This is a genomic window from Paenibacillus sp. FSL H7-0442 (assembly GCF_038593105.1).
Taxonomy (GTDB): domain Bacteria; phylum Bacillota; class Bacilli; order Paenibacillales; family Paenibacillaceae; genus Paenibacillus; species Paenibacillus polymyxa_D.
Genome location: NZ_CP151963.1, coordinates 5,004,218 through 5,017,909 on the forward strand (window position 1 = coordinate 5,004,218; position 13,692 = coordinate 5,017,909).

Here is a 13,692-nt window from a genome sequence, read left to right on the forward strand (position 1 = left end):
TTGCACCTCCTTGATTATTGTTAAAATACTTTATTTCTTAAGCCTCAATTTCTTTAACAGAAACCAAATGGCTAACTTGATTAATCATCCCGCGAATAGCTGCATTGTCGGGTTGAACTACTTTATGGTTGATTTTACGCAAGCCGAGCGTTTTAACAGTCGTTCTCTGATTACCAGGACGGCCGATCAACGAACGAACGAGGGTAATTTCTAATTTCGCCATGATATTCCCTCCTTAGCCCAGCAGCTCTTCGATGGATTTGCCGCGCAATTTTGCAACTTCTTCAGCGCGTTTCAAACGGGACAAACCTTCCAAAGTCGCATTGACCATATTCATGGAATTCGAAGAACCCAAAGATTTTGTCAAGATATCACCTACACCAGCAAGTTCCAGTACAGCACGAACCGGACCGCCAGCGATAACTCCAGTACCTTCCGATGCCGGTTTCAATAGAACCCGGCCAGCACCGAACTTACCTGTAACAAGGTGAGGAATTGTTGTTCCTACGAGTGGAACGTGAACCAGGTTTTTCTTAGCATCTTCAATACCTTTGCGAATTGCATCAGGTACTTCGCCAGCTTTACCGATTCCAGCGCCTACCCAGCCGTTGCCGTCGCCCACTACTACCAGAGCACTGAAGCTGAAACGGCGTCCGCCTTTGACAACTTTAGCTACACGATTAATATTTACTACTCTTTCAGTCAGTTCCAAAGTATTCGGATCTACACGCAAGTCGTTAACCTCCTTTTGAGAAATGTCTTAGAATTCAAGGCCTGCTTCGCGAGCTGCATCAGCCAAAGCTTGAATCCGTCCATGATACAAGTATCCACCACGGTCAAATACGATGTTAGCATGACCTTTTTCTTTCGCACGTTTAGCAACGAGTTCGCCAACCTTACGAGCTGCTTCAACACTACCGCCGTTTTTGATTTCGCTGCTCAGTTCTTTATCCATAGTGGATGCAGATACCAATGTTACACCAGCTACATCATCAATCAGTTGTGCGTAGATATGCTTGGAAGAGCGGAATACGTTCAAACGAGGACGTACAGCCGTACCTTCGATTTTCTTACGTACACGCAGATGTCTTCTAACACGTGCTTTATTTTTATCTTGTTTTGTAATCATCTCAAGTTTTCACTCCCTTCAGTTTGCCTTTTAAATCTTTATACTAAGACGCACTGGGTAAAAAAGAAGTACGAAGTCTTTCCAGCAGAAAGACCGCACAAAGTCGGTAAGAAACTTATTTCTTCTTACCGGCTTTACCTTCTTTACGGATGATGCGCTCGCCTTCGTATTTAATCCCTTTACCTTTGTACGGTTCAGGTTCACGAACGGAACGAATTTTAGCAGCGTAGGCACCTACACGCTCTTTATCAATTCCGCGAACGATGATTTTAGTGTTCGAAGGAACTTCGAATTCGATGCCCGCTTCCGGTGTGATTTCAACCGGATGAGAATATCCAACGTTCAGAACGATTTTATCTCCGGATTTGCTTGCACGATATCCGACCCCAACCAGCTCCAGAGATTTAGAAAATCCTTCAGTTACACCACTTACCATGTTGCTGACAACGCTGCGGGTTGTTCCATGCAAAGAGCGGTGAAGTTTGTTGTCCGAAGGACGAACTACATTAATTTCATTGTTTTCCACAGTAACGGACATGTCTTTATGAAGCTCACGAGTCAATGTTCCTTTAGGACCTTTAACTGTGATCGCTGTGTTGTTCAAAGTCACGTCAACACCACTTGGTACTGTGATTGGTTTACGACCAATACGGGACATATCTGTTGCACCTCCTATCTTTTAAACGTTATCTTACCAAACGTAGCAAACAACTTCTCCGCCGGCTTTAGACTGACGTGCTTCTTTGTCGGTCATGATACCTTTGGATGTTGAAATGATTGCGATCCCGAGTCCACCCAGTACGCGTGGAATCTCATTGCTCTTCGTGTAAACGCGAAGACCTGGTTTACTGATTCTTTTCAAACCTGTGATAACACGCTCGTTGTTCGCACCGTATTTCAAGAAAATACGGATGATCCCTTGTTTGCTATCTTCAACAAATTCCGCATCACGAATGAATCCTTCACGTTTCAGGATGTCGGCGATTTGTTTTTTCATTGTAGATGCAGGCATTTCTACTGTTTCGTGACGAACTGTGTTCGCGTTACGAATACGAGTAAGCATATCTGCAATTGGATCAGACATAGTCATTGTGTATAAACCTCCTTCCCAAACAGGACTTTTTACCAGCTTGCTTTTTTCACGCCAGGAATCTGGCCTTTATAAGCTAATTCACGGAAGCAAATTCTGCAGATCTTAAACTTTTGCAGTACCGAATGTGGACGACCACAACGCTCGCAACGAGTGTAAGCACGAACTTTAAACTTTGGTGCGCGTTGTTGTTTGACTTTCATCGAAGTTTTTGCCACTTAGCCTGACACCTCCTAAATAGTTTCGGAGAACAGGGTGTCTTTAAAATCAGACGCCCGAAACGTTATGCCAACATTATTTTGCGAAAGGCATGCCCAGCTGAGTCAGAAGCTCACGGGACTCTTCGTCAGTTTTGGCAGTCGTTACGATAACGATGTCCATACCACGAACTTTATCAACTTGATCATACTCGATTTCCGGGAAGATCAACTGTTCTTTCAGACCAAGCGTGTAGTTACCACGTCCGTCGAAAGCTTTTGTCGATACACCATGGAAGTCACGTACGCGAGGAAGAGTAATGTTGAACAATTTGTCCAAGAAATAATACATACGCTCGCCACGAAGTGTTACCTTTACACCGATTGGCATGTTTTCACGCAATTTAAAACCTGCGATAGATTTTTTCGCGCGAGTGATTACTGGCTTTTGACCAGCGATCAGCTGCATGTCGTTGAGAGCTGAATCAAGCACTTTGGAGTTTTGGACTGCGTCGCCAACACCCATGTTGATTACAACTTTCTCGATTTTAGGCACTTGCATCACTGTTGTATAGTTGAACTTCTGCATCAAAGCAGGAGTGATTTCTTTCAAGAAACGTTCTTTCATTCTTGTTGTAGCCATGAATCATATACCTCCTTTCTTTAAAAAATAATTAGTCGATCACTTCGCCAGAACGTTTTGCAATGCGCACTTTTTTTCCGTTGTCCAAAACTTTGTAACCAACACGGGTTACTTTTCCGCTCTTCGGATCAATGTGCATAACGTTGGAAACGTGAATCGGAGCTTCTTTCTCGATGATGCCGCCTTGTGGATTCAGCTGATTAGGCTTTTGGTGTTTTTTAATCATGTTAACACCTTCCACAAGCACACGGTTTTGACGAGGGTAAGCAGCGATAACGCGACCTTTTTTACCTTTATCTTTACCTGTAATCACCAGAACAGTGTCGTCTTTTTTGACGTGCAGCTTGTTGTTATGGGATTCCAGAACTTTTTTCACTTTTGGCATTTCGTACACCTCCTACGGGCACATTTTAAGGTGAGTTTAGATCACTTCCGGAGCCAAGGAAACGATTTTCATGAAGTCCTTGTCACGAAGTTCGCGAGCAACTGGTCCGAAAATACGAGTACCACGTGGGCTCTTGTCTTCTTTAACGACCACTGCTGCGTTCTCGTCAAATCCGATGTAGGAACCGTCTTTACGGCGGATAGAACGTTTAGTACGAACAACAACCGCTCTTACTACATCACCCTTTTTGACAACGCCGCCTGGTGTTGCTTGTTTTACGGAACAAACGATCAGGTCACCAATTTGAGCTGTACGACGTCCCGTACCACCGAGCACACGGATACACATCAGTTCCTTCGCGCCGGAATTGTCAGCTACAGTCAAACGTGTAAATGGTTGAATCATTTATTTATCCTCCTTTCGGAAAAACTACACTACATTAGATTATAACAGCTTTTTCAACGATTTCGACCAGTCTCCAGTTTTTGTCTTTGGACAAAGGGCGAGTTTCCATGATTTTAACAGTATCACCGATTTGTGCAGTGTTGTTTTCATCATGAGCTTTGAATTTCTTAGTTACTTTAATGCGTTTATGGTAGAGATCATGTTTTTTGTAAGTTTCTACAGCAATCACAATCGTTTTATCCATTTTGTCGCTGACTACTTTACCGACTAATACTTTACGGGCATTACGTTCGCTCATTGTTGGCCTCCTTCCTAATTACAGGCGGATTTTCCACCCGGTCTGATATCTTAGCTAATCCCAAGTTCTCTTTCACGGATCACAGTTTTAGCACGAGCAATTTCCTTACGCACAGCGCCGATCCGAGTCGGGTTATCAAGCTGACCGGTAGCGAGTTGAAAACGAAGGTTAAAAAGTTCTTCTTTAAAACCGGAGATCTTTTGTTCGATTTCAGCAGTGGTTAGGTTGCGGAATTCACTAGCCTTCATTTGCTTCACCACCCAATTCTTCACGTTTCACAAACTTAGTTTTGATTGGCAGTTTGTGAGCGGCAAGACGCATTGCTTCACGAGCAATCTCTTCCGGAACACCAGCAAGTTCAAACATAATCTTGCCTGGTTTCACTACTGCAACCCATTTTTCTACGTTACCTTTACCACTACCCATACGAACCTCAAGAGGCTTCTGAGTAATTGGTTTATCAGGGAAAATTTTAATCCAAACCTTACCACCACGTTTGATGTAACGAGTCATCGCAATACGAGCAGCTTCGATTTGACGGTTAGTAATCCATGCAGGTTCAGTAGCTTGCAAACCGTACTCACCAAAGTTCAGTGTAGTACCGCCTTTTGCACGACCCTTCATATGACCACGTTGTTGTTTACGATGTTTTACGCGTTTTGGTACCAACATGATTAGTTGCCTCCTTCCTGAGGAGCTTGTTTCTTAGCTGGAGGAAGAACCTCTCCACGATAGATCCATACTTTTACGCCAAGACGGCCGTAAGTAGTATGAGCTTCCGCTGTACCATAGTCAATGTCGGCACGAAGCGTATGCAGTGGAACAGTTCCTTCGCTGTACCCTTCGGAACGAGCGATTTCGGCACCGCCAAGACGTCCGCCTACTTGAGTTTTAATTCCTTTTGCTCCGGAACGCATAGTTCTTTGAATCGCTTGTTTCAAAGCACGACGGAAAGAAACACGACGTTCCAATTGTTGTGCAATGCTTTCAGCAACCAAGATTGCGTCCAGTTCAGGATTTTTAATTTCAGAAATATTGATGTGCACCTTTTTACCGCCTGCGATTTTAGTAATTTCATTACGCAGATTTTCAACTTCGGAACCACCCTTACCGATAACCATGCCTGGTTTCGCAGTGTGAATCGTTACATTGACACGGTTAGCTGCTCTCTCGATTTCAACACGGGATACAGCGGAGTCTTTCAATCTTTTTTTCAGATGTTCACGAATTCTAACGTCTTCCAGCAAAAGATCACCGAAATCTTTGCCTGCATACCATTTGGATTCCCAATCACGGATAATACCGATTCGGAGTCCGACGGGATTTACCTTTTGGCCCACACGTTTTCCCTCCTTATTTTTCAGATACCACCAGAGTAATATGACTGGTGCGTTTGTTAATACGGCTTGCACGACCCATTGCACGCGGGCGGAATCGTTTCATTGTAGGACCTTGGTTTACAAAAACCTGAGATACTACCAATTTATTTACGTCCAAAGAGTAGTTGTGATCTGCATTTGCAATCGCAGAATTCAACAATTTCTCAACGACTGGAGAAGCGGACTTTGGAGTGTGACGAAGAATTGCAATCGCCTCACCAACCTGCTTACCGCGAATCAAATCGATAACAAGTTTCACTTTGCGAGCAGAAATCCGTACGGATTTAGCATGTGCTTTTGCTTCCATTGAGTTTACCTCCTCTCAAACACTACGCTGTGTTGATTATCTTCTTGTTTTCTTATCGTCATCCGTATGGCCTTTGTACGTACGTGTTGGAGCAAATTCGCCCAATTTGTGTCCGACCATATCTTCCGTTACGTATACTGGCACGTGTTTACGGCCATCGTATACACCAAACGTATGTCCGATAAATTGCGGGAAAATCGTAGAGCGACGGGACCAAGTTTTGATTACCACTTTTTTCTCCGACTCGTTCAAAACCTCTACTTTTTTCAACAGGTAACCATCAATGAATGGTCCTTTTTTGAGACTGCGACCCATTTATGAATCCTCCCTTCGTTAAAACGTAGTCGTTCCTTAATATGTTAACGTGCGACTTATGCGCACGTTTTATTACTTAGTACGACGACGAACGATGTACTTATCAGATGCTTTACCTTTTTTACGTGTCTTGTAACCAAGGGTTGGTTTACCCCATGGAGACATTGGAGATTTACGTCCGATTGGAGCGCGACCTTCACCACCACCGTGTGGGTGATCGTTAGGGTTCATTACAACACCGCGAACTTCAGGACGTTGTCCCAACCAGCGACTACGACCAGCTTTACCGATTTTCACCAGTTCATGGTCTTCGTTACCTACAGAACCGATTGTCGCGCGGCAAACTTTCAGAATGCGGCGAACTTCACCAGAAGTCAAACGAATTGTAACATACTTTTCTTCTTTACCAAGAAGTTGGGCTTCCGTACCAGCGGCACGAACGAGTTGGCCACCTTTACCCGGTTTCAATTCGATGTTGTGGATAACCGTACCTACTGGAATGTTTTCCAATGGCAAAGAGTTACCGATTTTAATATCGGAACCTGCACCGGATACCACTTCGTCTCCTACTTTCAGACCTTTAGGAGCGATGATGTAACGTTTTTCACCATCCACATAGTGGATAAGTGCGATGTTGGACGTACGGTTTGGATCATATTCGATCGTAGCAACGCGGCCCGGTATTCCATCTTTGTTACGTTTGAAGTCAATAATACGGTACTTACGTTTGTGTCCGCCGCCATGATGACGAACCGTAATTTTACCTTGGTTATTGCGTCCAGCTTGCTTGCTCAGAGGTGCCAGCAACGATTTCTCGGGCTGATTAGTTGTAATCTCCTCGAAAGTAGATACAGACATAGCACGTCTGGCCGGGGACGTTGGTTTATACTTTTTAATTGGCACTGAGTTTCCCTCCTTACTTTACAGTTTCAATTATACCGTTTCAAAAAACTCAAGCGGCTTACTGTCTTTGCTCAGCGTTACGAACGCTTTCTTCCACTCGCTCGTATAGCCGGAATGACGTCCGTAGCGTTTTGGTTTTGCAGGAACACGAAGCGTGTTTACGTTACTTACTTTCACGTTAAAAATGGCTTCGATTGCTTTTTTAACTTCGACTTTGTTAGAACGAATGTCAACCTCGAAAACGTATTTCAAGTCATTCATCATACCAGCCGTACGTTCGGTGATAACCGGACGTTTGATAATATCACGAGGATCCTTCATTACGCGAGCACCTCCTCTACCTTCTGAACTGCTTCCTTCGTAATGATCAGTTTGTCGTGTCCGAGCACATCAAGAACATTAATGCCATCTGCGGCTACAAACTTCACACCAGGAATATTACGAGCGGACAGTGCTACATTATCATCATAGCTAGGAGCTACGATCAATGCTTTACGATCAGCTTTAAGGTTATTCAAAATGGCTGCGAATTCTTTCGTTTTAGGTCCGTTCAGTGTAAGAGCGTCCAATACGATAATTTCATTCTCAATCACTTTGGATGACAACGCCGATTTGATCGCCAGACGACGAACTTTCTTAGGCAATTTGTATGCATAGCTGCGTGGAGTCGGTCCAAATACAGTACCGCCACCAACCCATTGCGGTGCACGGATCGAACCTTGACGAGCGCGGCCAGTACCTTTTTGTTTCCAAGGTTTACGTCCGCCACCACGTACTTCAGAACGTCCTTTTACTTTGTGAGTACCTTGACGCAGGGAAGCCAATTGCATAACAACAGCGTCATGAAGAACGTGCTTATTCGGCTCGATACCGAACACTGCGTCGTTCAATTCAATTTCACCAACTTGGCTGCCGCTAATATTAAATAGTGCTACTTTTGGCATTTCGTGTTCCTCCTTTCTTCAGTTGTTTATTTTTTCACCGTTTCTAATACTTTAACGAAGCTATTTTTAGGTCCTGGAATGGAACCTTTCACGAGCAACACATTACGTTCTGTATCGATCTTAACAACTTCAAGACGTTGGATAGTTACCGTTTCATGCCCCATGTGTCCTGGCAGGTGTTTACCTTTAGGAACGCGGTTAGCTTGAATGGAACCCATAGAACCTGGACCTCTGTGGTAACGCGAGCCGTGTGCCATTGGTCCGCGGCTTTGTCCCCAACGTTTGATAACGCCGGCAAAACCTTTACCTTTAGAAATACCTGTTACGTCAACGAACTCGCCTTCTGTGAAGACATCAGCCTTCAGTTCTTGGCCAACCTCGTACGCAGCAAGGTCGATGCCACGAAGTTCACGAACGTAGCGCTTAGGTGCAGTATTTGCTTTTTTCGCATGTCCTGCTTCAGGTTTGTTGGATCTTTTTTCTTTTTTATCAGAGAAACCGAGTTGGATAGCTTCGTATCCATCGTTTTCCAGATCTTTCTTTTGCAGAACAACACAAGGACCTGCTTCGATAACCGTAACAGCAAGTACGTTACCTTCAGGGGTAAACACTTGAGTCATTCCGAGTTTTTTTCCTAAGATACCTTTCATGTTGACACCTCATTTCTTTTCCTAATTACATATTACAATTTAATTTCGATATCTACACCGGACGGCAGGTCCAAGCGCATCAAGGCATCCACAGTTTGTGGAGTCGGGTTAACAATGTCGATCAAACGCTTGTGTGTGCGCATTTCGAACTGCTCCCGGGAATCCTTGTACTTGTGTACCGCACGGAGAATAGTAATGATTTGTTTTTCAGTTGGCAGCGGAATTGGCCCGGATACACCTGCGCCCGAACGTTTTGCTGTTTCAACAATTTTCTCAGCGGATTGATCAAGAATTCTATGATCGTAAGCTTTCAAACGGATACGAATTTTTTGCTTTGCCATTTTAGTCCCTCCTTCTATCGCCCAATTTGGTATCGGACATACTCCGTGAAAATTTTCCGACAGCCCTCCCATGGCAAAGGGGCCGGGTGTGTCAGTAACCTCTCACATCATCGCACAGTCACAAACAACATTAGTTATTATATCGAATAGTTCTGCCTATTGCAAGCAAAAACGAAAAAACAATGCATCTTATTTTCAAAAGATACAATTGTGCTCGCAGCTCGCGATTTTTTCAAGAGAAAAGCCCCCGCACCAGGGCAGGGGCTCGTTAAGCTTCGTTCCAATACAACGTTACTCGTTCCAGTACACTGTTGCTCTATTTAAAGGCAAAAGCCTTCTTATTTGGAGATTGTTGCTACGGCACCAGCGCCAACTGTACGTCCGCCTTCACGAATAGAGAACTTAGTTCCTTCTTCGATAGCGATCGGGTTGATCAGTTGAACAGTAACCGTGATGTTATCACCAGGCATTACCATTTCGGAACCTTCTGGCAAAGTAATGATTCCAGTTACGTCAGTTGTACGGAAGTAGAACTGTGGACGGTAACCAGTGAAGAAAGGTTTGTGACGTCCGCCTTCTTCTTTAGTCAAAACGTAGATTTGAGCAGAAAATTCTGTATGTGGGTTAACAGAACCTGGTTTAGCCAATACTTGGCCGCGCTCGATTTGTGCACGATCTACACCACGAAGCAGTGCGCCGATGTTGTCACCAGCTTGAGCGGAATCAAGCAATTTACGGAACATTTCTACGCCTGTTACTACGGATTTACGGGATTCTTCTTGAATACCGATGATTTCGATTTCGTCGCCCACTTTAACTGTACCACGCTCTACACGGCCTGTAGCAACTGTACCACGACCAGTGATGGAGAATACGTCCTCGACAGGCATAAGGAAAGGCTTGTCAGTGTCGCGTTCTGGAGTTGGGATGTAAGTGTCGATTGTTTCGAACATTTCAACGATTTTCTTAGCCCAGTCGCCATCTGGGTTTTGCAGTGCTTCACGAGCGGAACCACGAGTGATTGGAGTGTCGTCGCCTGGGAAGTCATACTCGCTCAGCAAGTCGCGAACTTCCATTTCAACCAATTCCAGCAACTCTTCGTCTTCAACCATGTCGCATTTGTTCAAGAATACAACGATATAAGGAACACCAACTTGGCGGGACAACAGGATGTGCTCGCGAGTTTGCGGCATTGGGCCGTCAGCTGCGGATACAACCAGAATCGCTCCGTCCATTTGTGCAGCGCCAGTGATCATGTTTTTAACATAGTCGGCGTGACCTGGGCAGTCAACGTGTGCATAGTGACGGTTAGGTGTTTCATACTCCACGTGTGCAGTGGAGATTGTGATACCGCGTTCGCGCTCTTCTGGAGCTTTATCGATTTGATCGAATGCTACAGCAGCACCACCGTAAGTTTTGGACAATACAGTTGTGATTGCAGCAGTCAAAGTAGTTTTACCATGATCGACGTGACCAATAGTACCGATATTAACGTGCGGTTTGTTACGCTCAAACTTAGCCTTTGCCATTTGAACAATTCCTCCTCAATAACTTGTATTATTTTAGGCTGCCGGATGCCCTTTTGGTAAAACCCAGAGCATACCGGTCAGCTGATACATTGTATTACTCGCCGCCTTTGGTTTTGGCAACGATCTCTTCAGCAATGCTCTTCGGAACTTCTTCATAATGAGAAAGTTCCATGGAGAACACACCGCGTCCTTGTGTACCGGAGCGAAGTGTAGTCGAGTATCCGAACATTTCGGACAAAGGCACCTTCGCACGAATGATTTGAGCTCCACTGCGGGAATCCATACCTTCAATCCGACCACGACGGGAGTTCAACATACCCATTACGTCACCCATATATTCCTCAGGAACCGTTACTTCAACTTTCATAATCGGCTCGAGCAATACTGGTTTACATTTGTCTTTCGCTGCTTTCAGCGCCATTGATCCGGCAATTTTAAATGCCATTTCATTGGAATCGACATCATGGTATGATCCGTCCACGATTGTAGCTTTAACGTCCACAAGCGGGAAGCCTGCGATAACGCCGTTTTTCATTTGTTCCTCAATACCAGCAAGAGCAGGAGCGATGTACTCTCTAGGAACAGAGCCGCCGACTACCTTACTTTCGAATTGACTACCAGTACCTGGCTCAAGCGGTTCGAACTCAACCCATACGTGACCATATTGACCACGACCACCGGACTGACGAACGAATTTACCTTCGACACGTGCTGGAGCACGGAACGTTTCACGGTAAGCAACCTGTGGTTTACCCACATTTGTTTCTACCTTGAACTCACGACGCATACGGTCAATGATGATGTCCAAGTGAAGCTCACCCATACCCGCCAAGATGGTTTGACCTGTTTCTTCGTTAGTATGAGCGCGAAGAGTCGGATCCTCTTCAGTCAACTTACCGAGAGCTACAGACATTTTATCTTGGTCAGCTTTGGTTTTAGGCTCAACCGCGATTTCGATAACCGGATCAGGGAAGTTCATGGACTCGAGAATAACAGGACTCTTCTCATCACACAGTGTATCACCTGTACCTGTATCTTTCAAACCTACGGCAGCCGCAATATCACCAGAGTAAACTACAGTGATTTCTTGACGACTGTTCGCATGCATTTGAAGAATACGTCCGATACGTTCGCGTTTACCTTTTGTTGCATTCAATACGTAAGAACCGGATTGAAGAACACCGGAGTATACGCGGAAGAATGTCAACTTACCAACGTAAGGATCCGTCATGATTTTGAATGCCAATGCGGAGAATGGCTCTTCATCGGAAGAGTGACGTTCAACTTCCGTACCGTCTTCCAAATGCCCTTGAATACTTGGCACATCAATAGGAGCCGGCAGATAGTCGAGAACAGCATCCAACATCAGCTGAACACCTTTATTGCGGTAAGAAGATCCACAGATAACTGGGAAGATTTTAACTTCTACAACACCTTTACGGAGAGCGGCTTTAATTTCGGCAACCGAAATTTCTTCGCCTTCCAGGTATTTCATTGTCAATTCTTCGTCCAGTTCAGCAACCTTCTCGATCAATTCATTACGAAGTTCTTCAACTTGATCTTTGAATTCCGCAGGAACTTCTACTTCTTCGATATCTTGACCAAGATCATCTTTGTACATATGAGCTTTTTGTTCAACGATATCGATAATACCAGTAAAATCATTTTCTGCGCCGATTGGCAATTGAATCGCAACTGCGTTCGCTTGAAGGCGATCACGCATGTCAGAGACAACATTCAGGAAGTCGGCACCAATGATATCCATTTTGTTTACATATGCGATCCGTGGAACGCCGTAGCGATCAGCCTGTCTCCATACGGTTTCGGACTGAGGCTCAACGCCTTCTTTCGCACTGAAAACACCAACTGCTCCGTCCAATACACGAAGGGAACGTTCAACTTCAACAGTGAAGTCAACGTGCCCCGGGGTGTCGATGATATTGACGCGATGACCTTTCCAGGCAGCGGTCGTCGCAGCGGAAGTAATCGTGATTCCGCGCTCTTGTTCTTGTTCCATCCAGTCCATTGTCGCAGCGCCTTCGTGAACTTCACCGATTTTGTGCGTACGGCCTGTGTAGAACAAGATCCGCTCTGTTGTTGTGGTTTTACCCGCGTCAATATGAGCCATGATCCCGATATTACGTGTATTTTTCAAGGAGAACTCTCTTGCCATGAAATGGGTCTCCCTTCAAAATTGAAGTTATTTTTTTGAGCTGAATCCTACCAACGATAGTGAGCAAACGCTTTGTTCGCTTCAGCCATTTTGTGCGTGTCTTCACGTTTTTTCACGGAAGCGCCTGTGTTGTTGGAAGCATCGATAATTTCAGCCGCCAAACGCTCTTCCATGGTTTTCTCACCGCGGTTGCGGGAGTAGTTTACGAGCCAACGTAATCCCAGGGACGTACGTCTTTCTGGTTTTACCTCGATTGGTACTTGGTAGTTGGCACCGCCGACACGGCGTGCTTTAACTTCCAGGACTGGCATGATATTCTTGATAGCTGCTTCAAAAACTTCCATCGGGTCATTCCCCGTACGTTCTTGGATAAGCTTGAACGCATTGTACAGAATGCTTTGAGCAACGCCTCGTTTTCCGTCGAGCATGATGCGATTGATCAAGCGGGTAACCAACTTGCTGTTGTATACCGGATCTGGCAACACGTCTCTTTTGGTAACTGGACCTTTGCGTGGCATGGATATCCCCCTTTCTTACATGTTAAACCGACATACGCGGTTTATATTCATTAGGATTTTTTAGCTTTAGGGCGTTTTGCGCCGTATTTGGAACGAGCTTGCATGCGGTTGTTTACGCCTGCAGTATCCAAAGCACCGCGAACGATATGGTAACGCACACCCGGAAGGTCTTTTACACGACCGCCGCGAATCAGCACTACGCTGTGTTCTTGAAGGTTATGTCCAATACCTGGAATGTAAGCAGTCACCTCTACACGGTTCGTCAAGCGAACACGAGCATATTTACGAAGTGCGGAGTTTGGTTTTTTCGGAGTCATAGTACCTACACGAGTGCACACTCCGCGTTTTTGCGGGGCACTGATGTCGGTAGCTTCACGTTTCAAGGCATTAAAACCTTTTTGCAAAGCCGGTGATTTCGATTTCTCGATTTTGGCTTGACGTCCTTTACGAACCAGTTGGTTAATAGTTGGCATGTTGGTTGCCACC

24 protein-coding genes are annotated in these 13,692 nt (G+C 45.0%); all 24 read right to left on the reverse strand.

Going from position 1 to position 13,692, the window contains the following annotated elements:
* Window positions 1-37: 37 nt before the first annotated feature.
* Complete coding sequence (rpmD, locus tag MHH57_RS22145) at window positions 38-223, reverse strand: 50S ribosomal protein L30 (protein ID WP_013312150.1); 186 nt, start codon at window positions 221-223, stop codon at window positions 38-40.
* 12 nt (window positions 224-235) lie between these two features.
* Window positions 236-733, reverse strand: a complete 498-nt coding sequence (gene rpsE, locus MHH57_RS22150; RefSeq protein ID WP_013312151.1) for a 30S ribosomal protein S5 — start codon at window positions 731-733, stop codon at window positions 236-238.
* Between the two features lie 27 nt (window positions 734-760).
* Window positions 761-1,129, reverse strand: a complete 369-nt coding sequence (gene rplR / locus MHH57_RS22155) for a 50S ribosomal protein L18 (RefSeq protein WP_007432568.1) — start codon at window positions 1,127-1,129, stop codon at window positions 761-763.
* Between the two features lie 115 nt (window positions 1,130-1,244).
* Window positions 1,245-1,787, reverse strand: a complete 543-nt coding sequence (gene rplF / locus MHH57_RS22160) for a 50S ribosomal protein L6 (protein WP_029514488.1) — start codon at window positions 1,785-1,787, stop codon at window positions 1,245-1,247.
* Window positions 1,788-1,820: 33 nt separating this feature from the next.
* On the reverse strand, window positions 1,821-2,219 hold the full coding sequence (gene rpsH / locus MHH57_RS22165; RefSeq protein WP_007432570.1) for a 30S ribosomal protein S8: 399 nt from the start codon (window positions 2,217-2,219) through the stop codon (window positions 1,821-1,823).
* A gap of 32 nt (window positions 2,220-2,251) precedes the next feature.
* Window positions 2,252-2,437: a type Z 30S ribosomal protein S14 gene (locus MHH57_RS22170; RefSeq protein WP_010348808.1), complete on the reverse strand. Its 186-nt coding sequence runs from the start codon at window positions 2,435-2,437 to the stop codon at window positions 2,252-2,254.
* A 76-nt stretch (window positions 2,438-2,513) separates the two neighbouring features.
* The gene (rplE, locus tag MHH57_RS22175) at window positions 2,514-3,059 is read right to left on the reverse strand and encodes a 50S ribosomal protein L5 (protein ID WP_007432571.1); all 546 of its coding nucleotides are present in this window, start codon (window positions 3,057-3,059) and stop codon (window positions 2,514-2,516) included.
* Window positions 3,060-3,090: 31 nt separating this feature from the next.
* Window positions 3,091-3,444, reverse strand: a complete 354-nt coding sequence (gene rplX / locus MHH57_RS22180) for a 50S ribosomal protein L24 (protein WP_013312155.1) — start codon at window positions 3,442-3,444, stop codon at window positions 3,091-3,093.
* 36 nt (window positions 3,445-3,480) lie between these two features.
* Window positions 3,481-3,849: a 50S ribosomal protein L14 gene (gene rplN / locus MHH57_RS22185; RefSeq protein ID WP_007432573.1), complete on the reverse strand. Its 369-nt coding sequence runs from the start codon at window positions 3,847-3,849 to the stop codon at window positions 3,481-3,483.
* Between the two features lie 34 nt (window positions 3,850-3,883).
* The gene (gene rpsQ, locus MHH57_RS22190) at window positions 3,884-4,147 is read right to left on the reverse strand and encodes a 30S ribosomal protein S17 (RefSeq protein WP_007432574.1); all 264 of its coding nucleotides are present in this window, start codon (window positions 4,145-4,147) and stop codon (window positions 3,884-3,886) included.
* A 50-nt stretch (window positions 4,148-4,197) separates the two neighbouring features.
* Window positions 4,198-4,395: a 50S ribosomal protein L29 gene (gene rpmC / locus MHH57_RS22195; RefSeq protein WP_007432575.1), complete on the reverse strand. Its 198-nt coding sequence runs from the start codon at window positions 4,393-4,395 to the stop codon at window positions 4,198-4,200.
* Window positions 4,385-4,819, reverse strand: a complete 435-nt coding sequence (gene rplP, locus MHH57_RS22200) for a 50S ribosomal protein L16 (RefSeq protein WP_007432576.1) — start codon at window positions 4,817-4,819, stop codon at window positions 4,385-4,387. The genes rpmC and rplP overlap by 11 nt, the downstream gene beginning before the upstream one ends.
* 2 nt (window positions 4,820-4,821) lie before the next feature.
* The gene (gene rpsC / locus MHH57_RS22205) at window positions 4,822-5,487 is read right to left on the reverse strand and encodes a 30S ribosomal protein S3 (RefSeq protein ID WP_013312156.1); all 666 of its coding nucleotides are present in this window, start codon (window positions 5,485-5,487) and stop codon (window positions 4,822-4,824) included.
* 13 nt (window positions 5,488-5,500) lie between these two features.
* A complete protein-coding gene (rplV, locus tag MHH57_RS22210; protein WP_013312157.1) occupies window positions 5,501-5,833 on the reverse strand; it encodes a 50S ribosomal protein L22 in 333 nt (110 codons plus the stop codon).
* Between the two features lie 36 nt (window positions 5,834-5,869).
* On the reverse strand, window positions 5,870-6,148 hold the full coding sequence (rpsS, locus tag MHH57_RS22215; protein ID WP_029514489.1) for a 30S ribosomal protein S19: 279 nt from the start codon (window positions 6,146-6,148) through the stop codon (window positions 5,870-5,872).
* A 72-nt stretch (window positions 6,149-6,220) separates the two neighbouring features.
* Window positions 6,221-7,051, reverse strand: a complete 831-nt coding sequence (gene rplB, locus MHH57_RS22220; RefSeq protein ID WP_029514490.1) for a 50S ribosomal protein L2 — start codon at window positions 7,049-7,051, stop codon at window positions 6,221-6,223.
* A gap of 30 nt (window positions 7,052-7,081) precedes the next feature.
* Window positions 7,082-7,372 carry a 50S ribosomal protein L23 gene (gene rplW, locus MHH57_RS22225; protein WP_013312159.1) on the reverse strand — a complete coding sequence of 97 codons (291 nt, stop codon included), beginning with the start codon at window positions 7,370-7,372 and terminating at the stop codon, window positions 7,082-7,084.
* Complete coding sequence (rplD, locus tag MHH57_RS22230; RefSeq protein ID WP_013312160.1) at window positions 7,372-7,995, reverse strand: 50S ribosomal protein L4; 624 nt, start codon at window positions 7,993-7,995, stop codon at window positions 7,372-7,374. Before rplD ends, rplW begins: the two co-directional genes overlap by 1 nt.
* 26 nt (window positions 7,996-8,021) lie before the next feature.
* Window positions 8,022-8,645 (reverse strand): 50S ribosomal protein L3, encoded by a 624-nt coding sequence (gene rplC, locus MHH57_RS22235; protein WP_013312161.1) that lies wholly within the window; start codon window positions 8,643-8,645, stop codon window positions 8,022-8,024.
* 32 nt (window positions 8,646-8,677) lie between these two features.
* Window positions 8,678-8,986, reverse strand: a complete 309-nt coding sequence (rpsJ, locus tag MHH57_RS22240) for a 30S ribosomal protein S10 (RefSeq protein ID WP_005544556.1) — start codon at window positions 8,984-8,986, stop codon at window positions 8,678-8,680.
* A 338-nt stretch (window positions 8,987-9,324) separates the two neighbouring features.
* Window positions 9,325-10,515 carry an elongation factor Tu gene (gene tuf, locus MHH57_RS22245; RefSeq protein ID WP_023990558.1) on the reverse strand — a complete coding sequence of 397 codons (1,191 nt, stop codon included), beginning with the start codon at window positions 10,513-10,515 and terminating at the stop codon, window positions 9,325-9,327.
* Between the two features lie 94 nt (window positions 10,516-10,609).
* A complete protein-coding gene (gene fusA / locus MHH57_RS22250; protein WP_029514491.1) occupies window positions 10,610-12,688 on the reverse strand; it encodes an elongation factor G in 2,079 nt (692 codons plus the stop codon).
* A gap of 47 nt (window positions 12,689-12,735) precedes the next feature.
* Complete coding sequence (gene rpsG / locus MHH57_RS22255; protein ID WP_007432586.1) at window positions 12,736-13,206, reverse strand: 30S ribosomal protein S7; 471 nt, start codon at window positions 13,204-13,206, stop codon at window positions 12,736-12,738.
* Between the two features lie 50 nt (window positions 13,207-13,256).
* The gene (gene rpsL / locus MHH57_RS22260; RefSeq protein ID WP_007432587.1) at window positions 13,257-13,679 is read right to left on the reverse strand and encodes a 30S ribosomal protein S12; all 423 of its coding nucleotides are present in this window, start codon (window positions 13,677-13,679) and stop codon (window positions 13,257-13,259) included.
* Window positions 13,680-13,692 lie beyond the last annotated feature (13 nt).

Excerpts from the sequence above, each read along its gene's own strand:
- rpmD (WP_013312150.1), bottom strand. The coding sequence starts at position 223 with ATGGCGAAATTAGAAATTACCCTCGTTCGTTCGTTGATCGGCCGTCCT.
- rplR (WP_007432568.1), bottom strand. The coding sequence starts at position 1,129 with ATGATTACAAAACAAGATAAAAATAAAGCACGTGTTAGAAGACATCTG.
- rplF (WP_029514488.1), bottom strand. The coding sequence starts at position 1,787 with ATGTCCCGTATTGGTCGTAAACCAATCACAGTACCAAGTGGTGTTGAC.
- rpsH (WP_007432570.1), bottom strand. The coding sequence starts at position 2,219 with ATGACTATGTCTGATCCAATTGCAGATATGCTTACTCGTATTCGTAAC.
- rplE (WP_007432571.1), bottom strand. The coding sequence starts at position 3,059 with ATGGCTACAACAAGAATGAAAGAACGTTTCTTGAAAGAAATCACTCCT.
- rplX (WP_013312155.1), bottom strand. The coding sequence starts at position 3,444 with ATGCCAAAAGTGAAAAAAGTTCTGGAATCCCATAACAACAAGCTGCAC.
- rplN (WP_007432573.1), bottom strand. The coding sequence starts at position 3,849 with ATGATTCAACCATTTACACGTTTGACTGTAGCTGACAATTCCGGCGCG.
- rpsQ (WP_007432574.1), bottom strand. The coding sequence starts at position 4,147 with ATGAGCGAACGTAATGCCCGTAAAGTATTAGTCGGTAAAGTAGTCAGC.
- rpmC (WP_007432575.1), bottom strand. The coding sequence starts at position 4,395 with ATGAAGGCTAGTGAATTCCGCAACCTAACCACTGCTGAAATCGAACAA.
- rplP (WP_007432576.1), bottom strand. The coding sequence starts at position 4,819 with ATGTTGGTACCAAAACGCGTAAAACATCGTAAACAACAACGTGGTCAT.
- rplV (WP_013312157.1), bottom strand. The coding sequence starts at position 5,833 with ATGGAAGCAAAAGCACATGCTAAATCCGTACGGATTTCTGCTCGCAAA.
- rpsS (WP_029514489.1), bottom strand. The coding sequence starts at position 6,148 with ATGGGTCGCAGTCTCAAAAAAGGACCATTCATTGATGGTTACCTGTTG.
- rplW (WP_013312159.1), bottom strand. The coding sequence starts at position 7,372 with ATGAAGGATCCTCGTGATATTATCAAACGTCCGGTTATCACCGAACGT.
- rplD (WP_013312160.1), bottom strand. The coding sequence starts at position 7,995 with ATGCCAAAAGTAGCACTATTTAATATTAGCGGCAGCCAAGTTGGTGAA.
- rplC (WP_013312161.1), bottom strand. The coding sequence starts at position 8,645 with ATGAAAGGTATCTTAGGAAAAAAACTCGGAATGACTCAAGTGTTTACC.
- rpsJ (WP_005544556.1), bottom strand. The coding sequence starts at position 8,986 with ATGGCAAAGCAAAAAATTCGTATCCGTTTGAAAGCTTACGATCATAGA.
- tuf (WP_023990558.1), bottom strand. The coding sequence starts at position 10,515 with ATGGCAAAGGCTAAGTTTGAGCGTAACAAACCGCACGTTAATATCGGT.
- fusA (WP_029514491.1), bottom strand. The coding sequence starts at position 12,688 with ATGGCAAGAGAGTTCTCCTTGAAAAATACACGTAATATCGGGATCATG.
- rpsG (WP_007432586.1), bottom strand. The coding sequence starts at position 13,206 with ATGCCACGCAAAGGTCCAGTTACCAAAAGAGACGTGTTGCCAGATCCG.
- rpsL (WP_007432587.1), bottom strand. The coding sequence starts at position 13,679 with ATGCCAACTATTAACCAACTGGTTCGTAAAGGACGTCAAGCCAAAATC.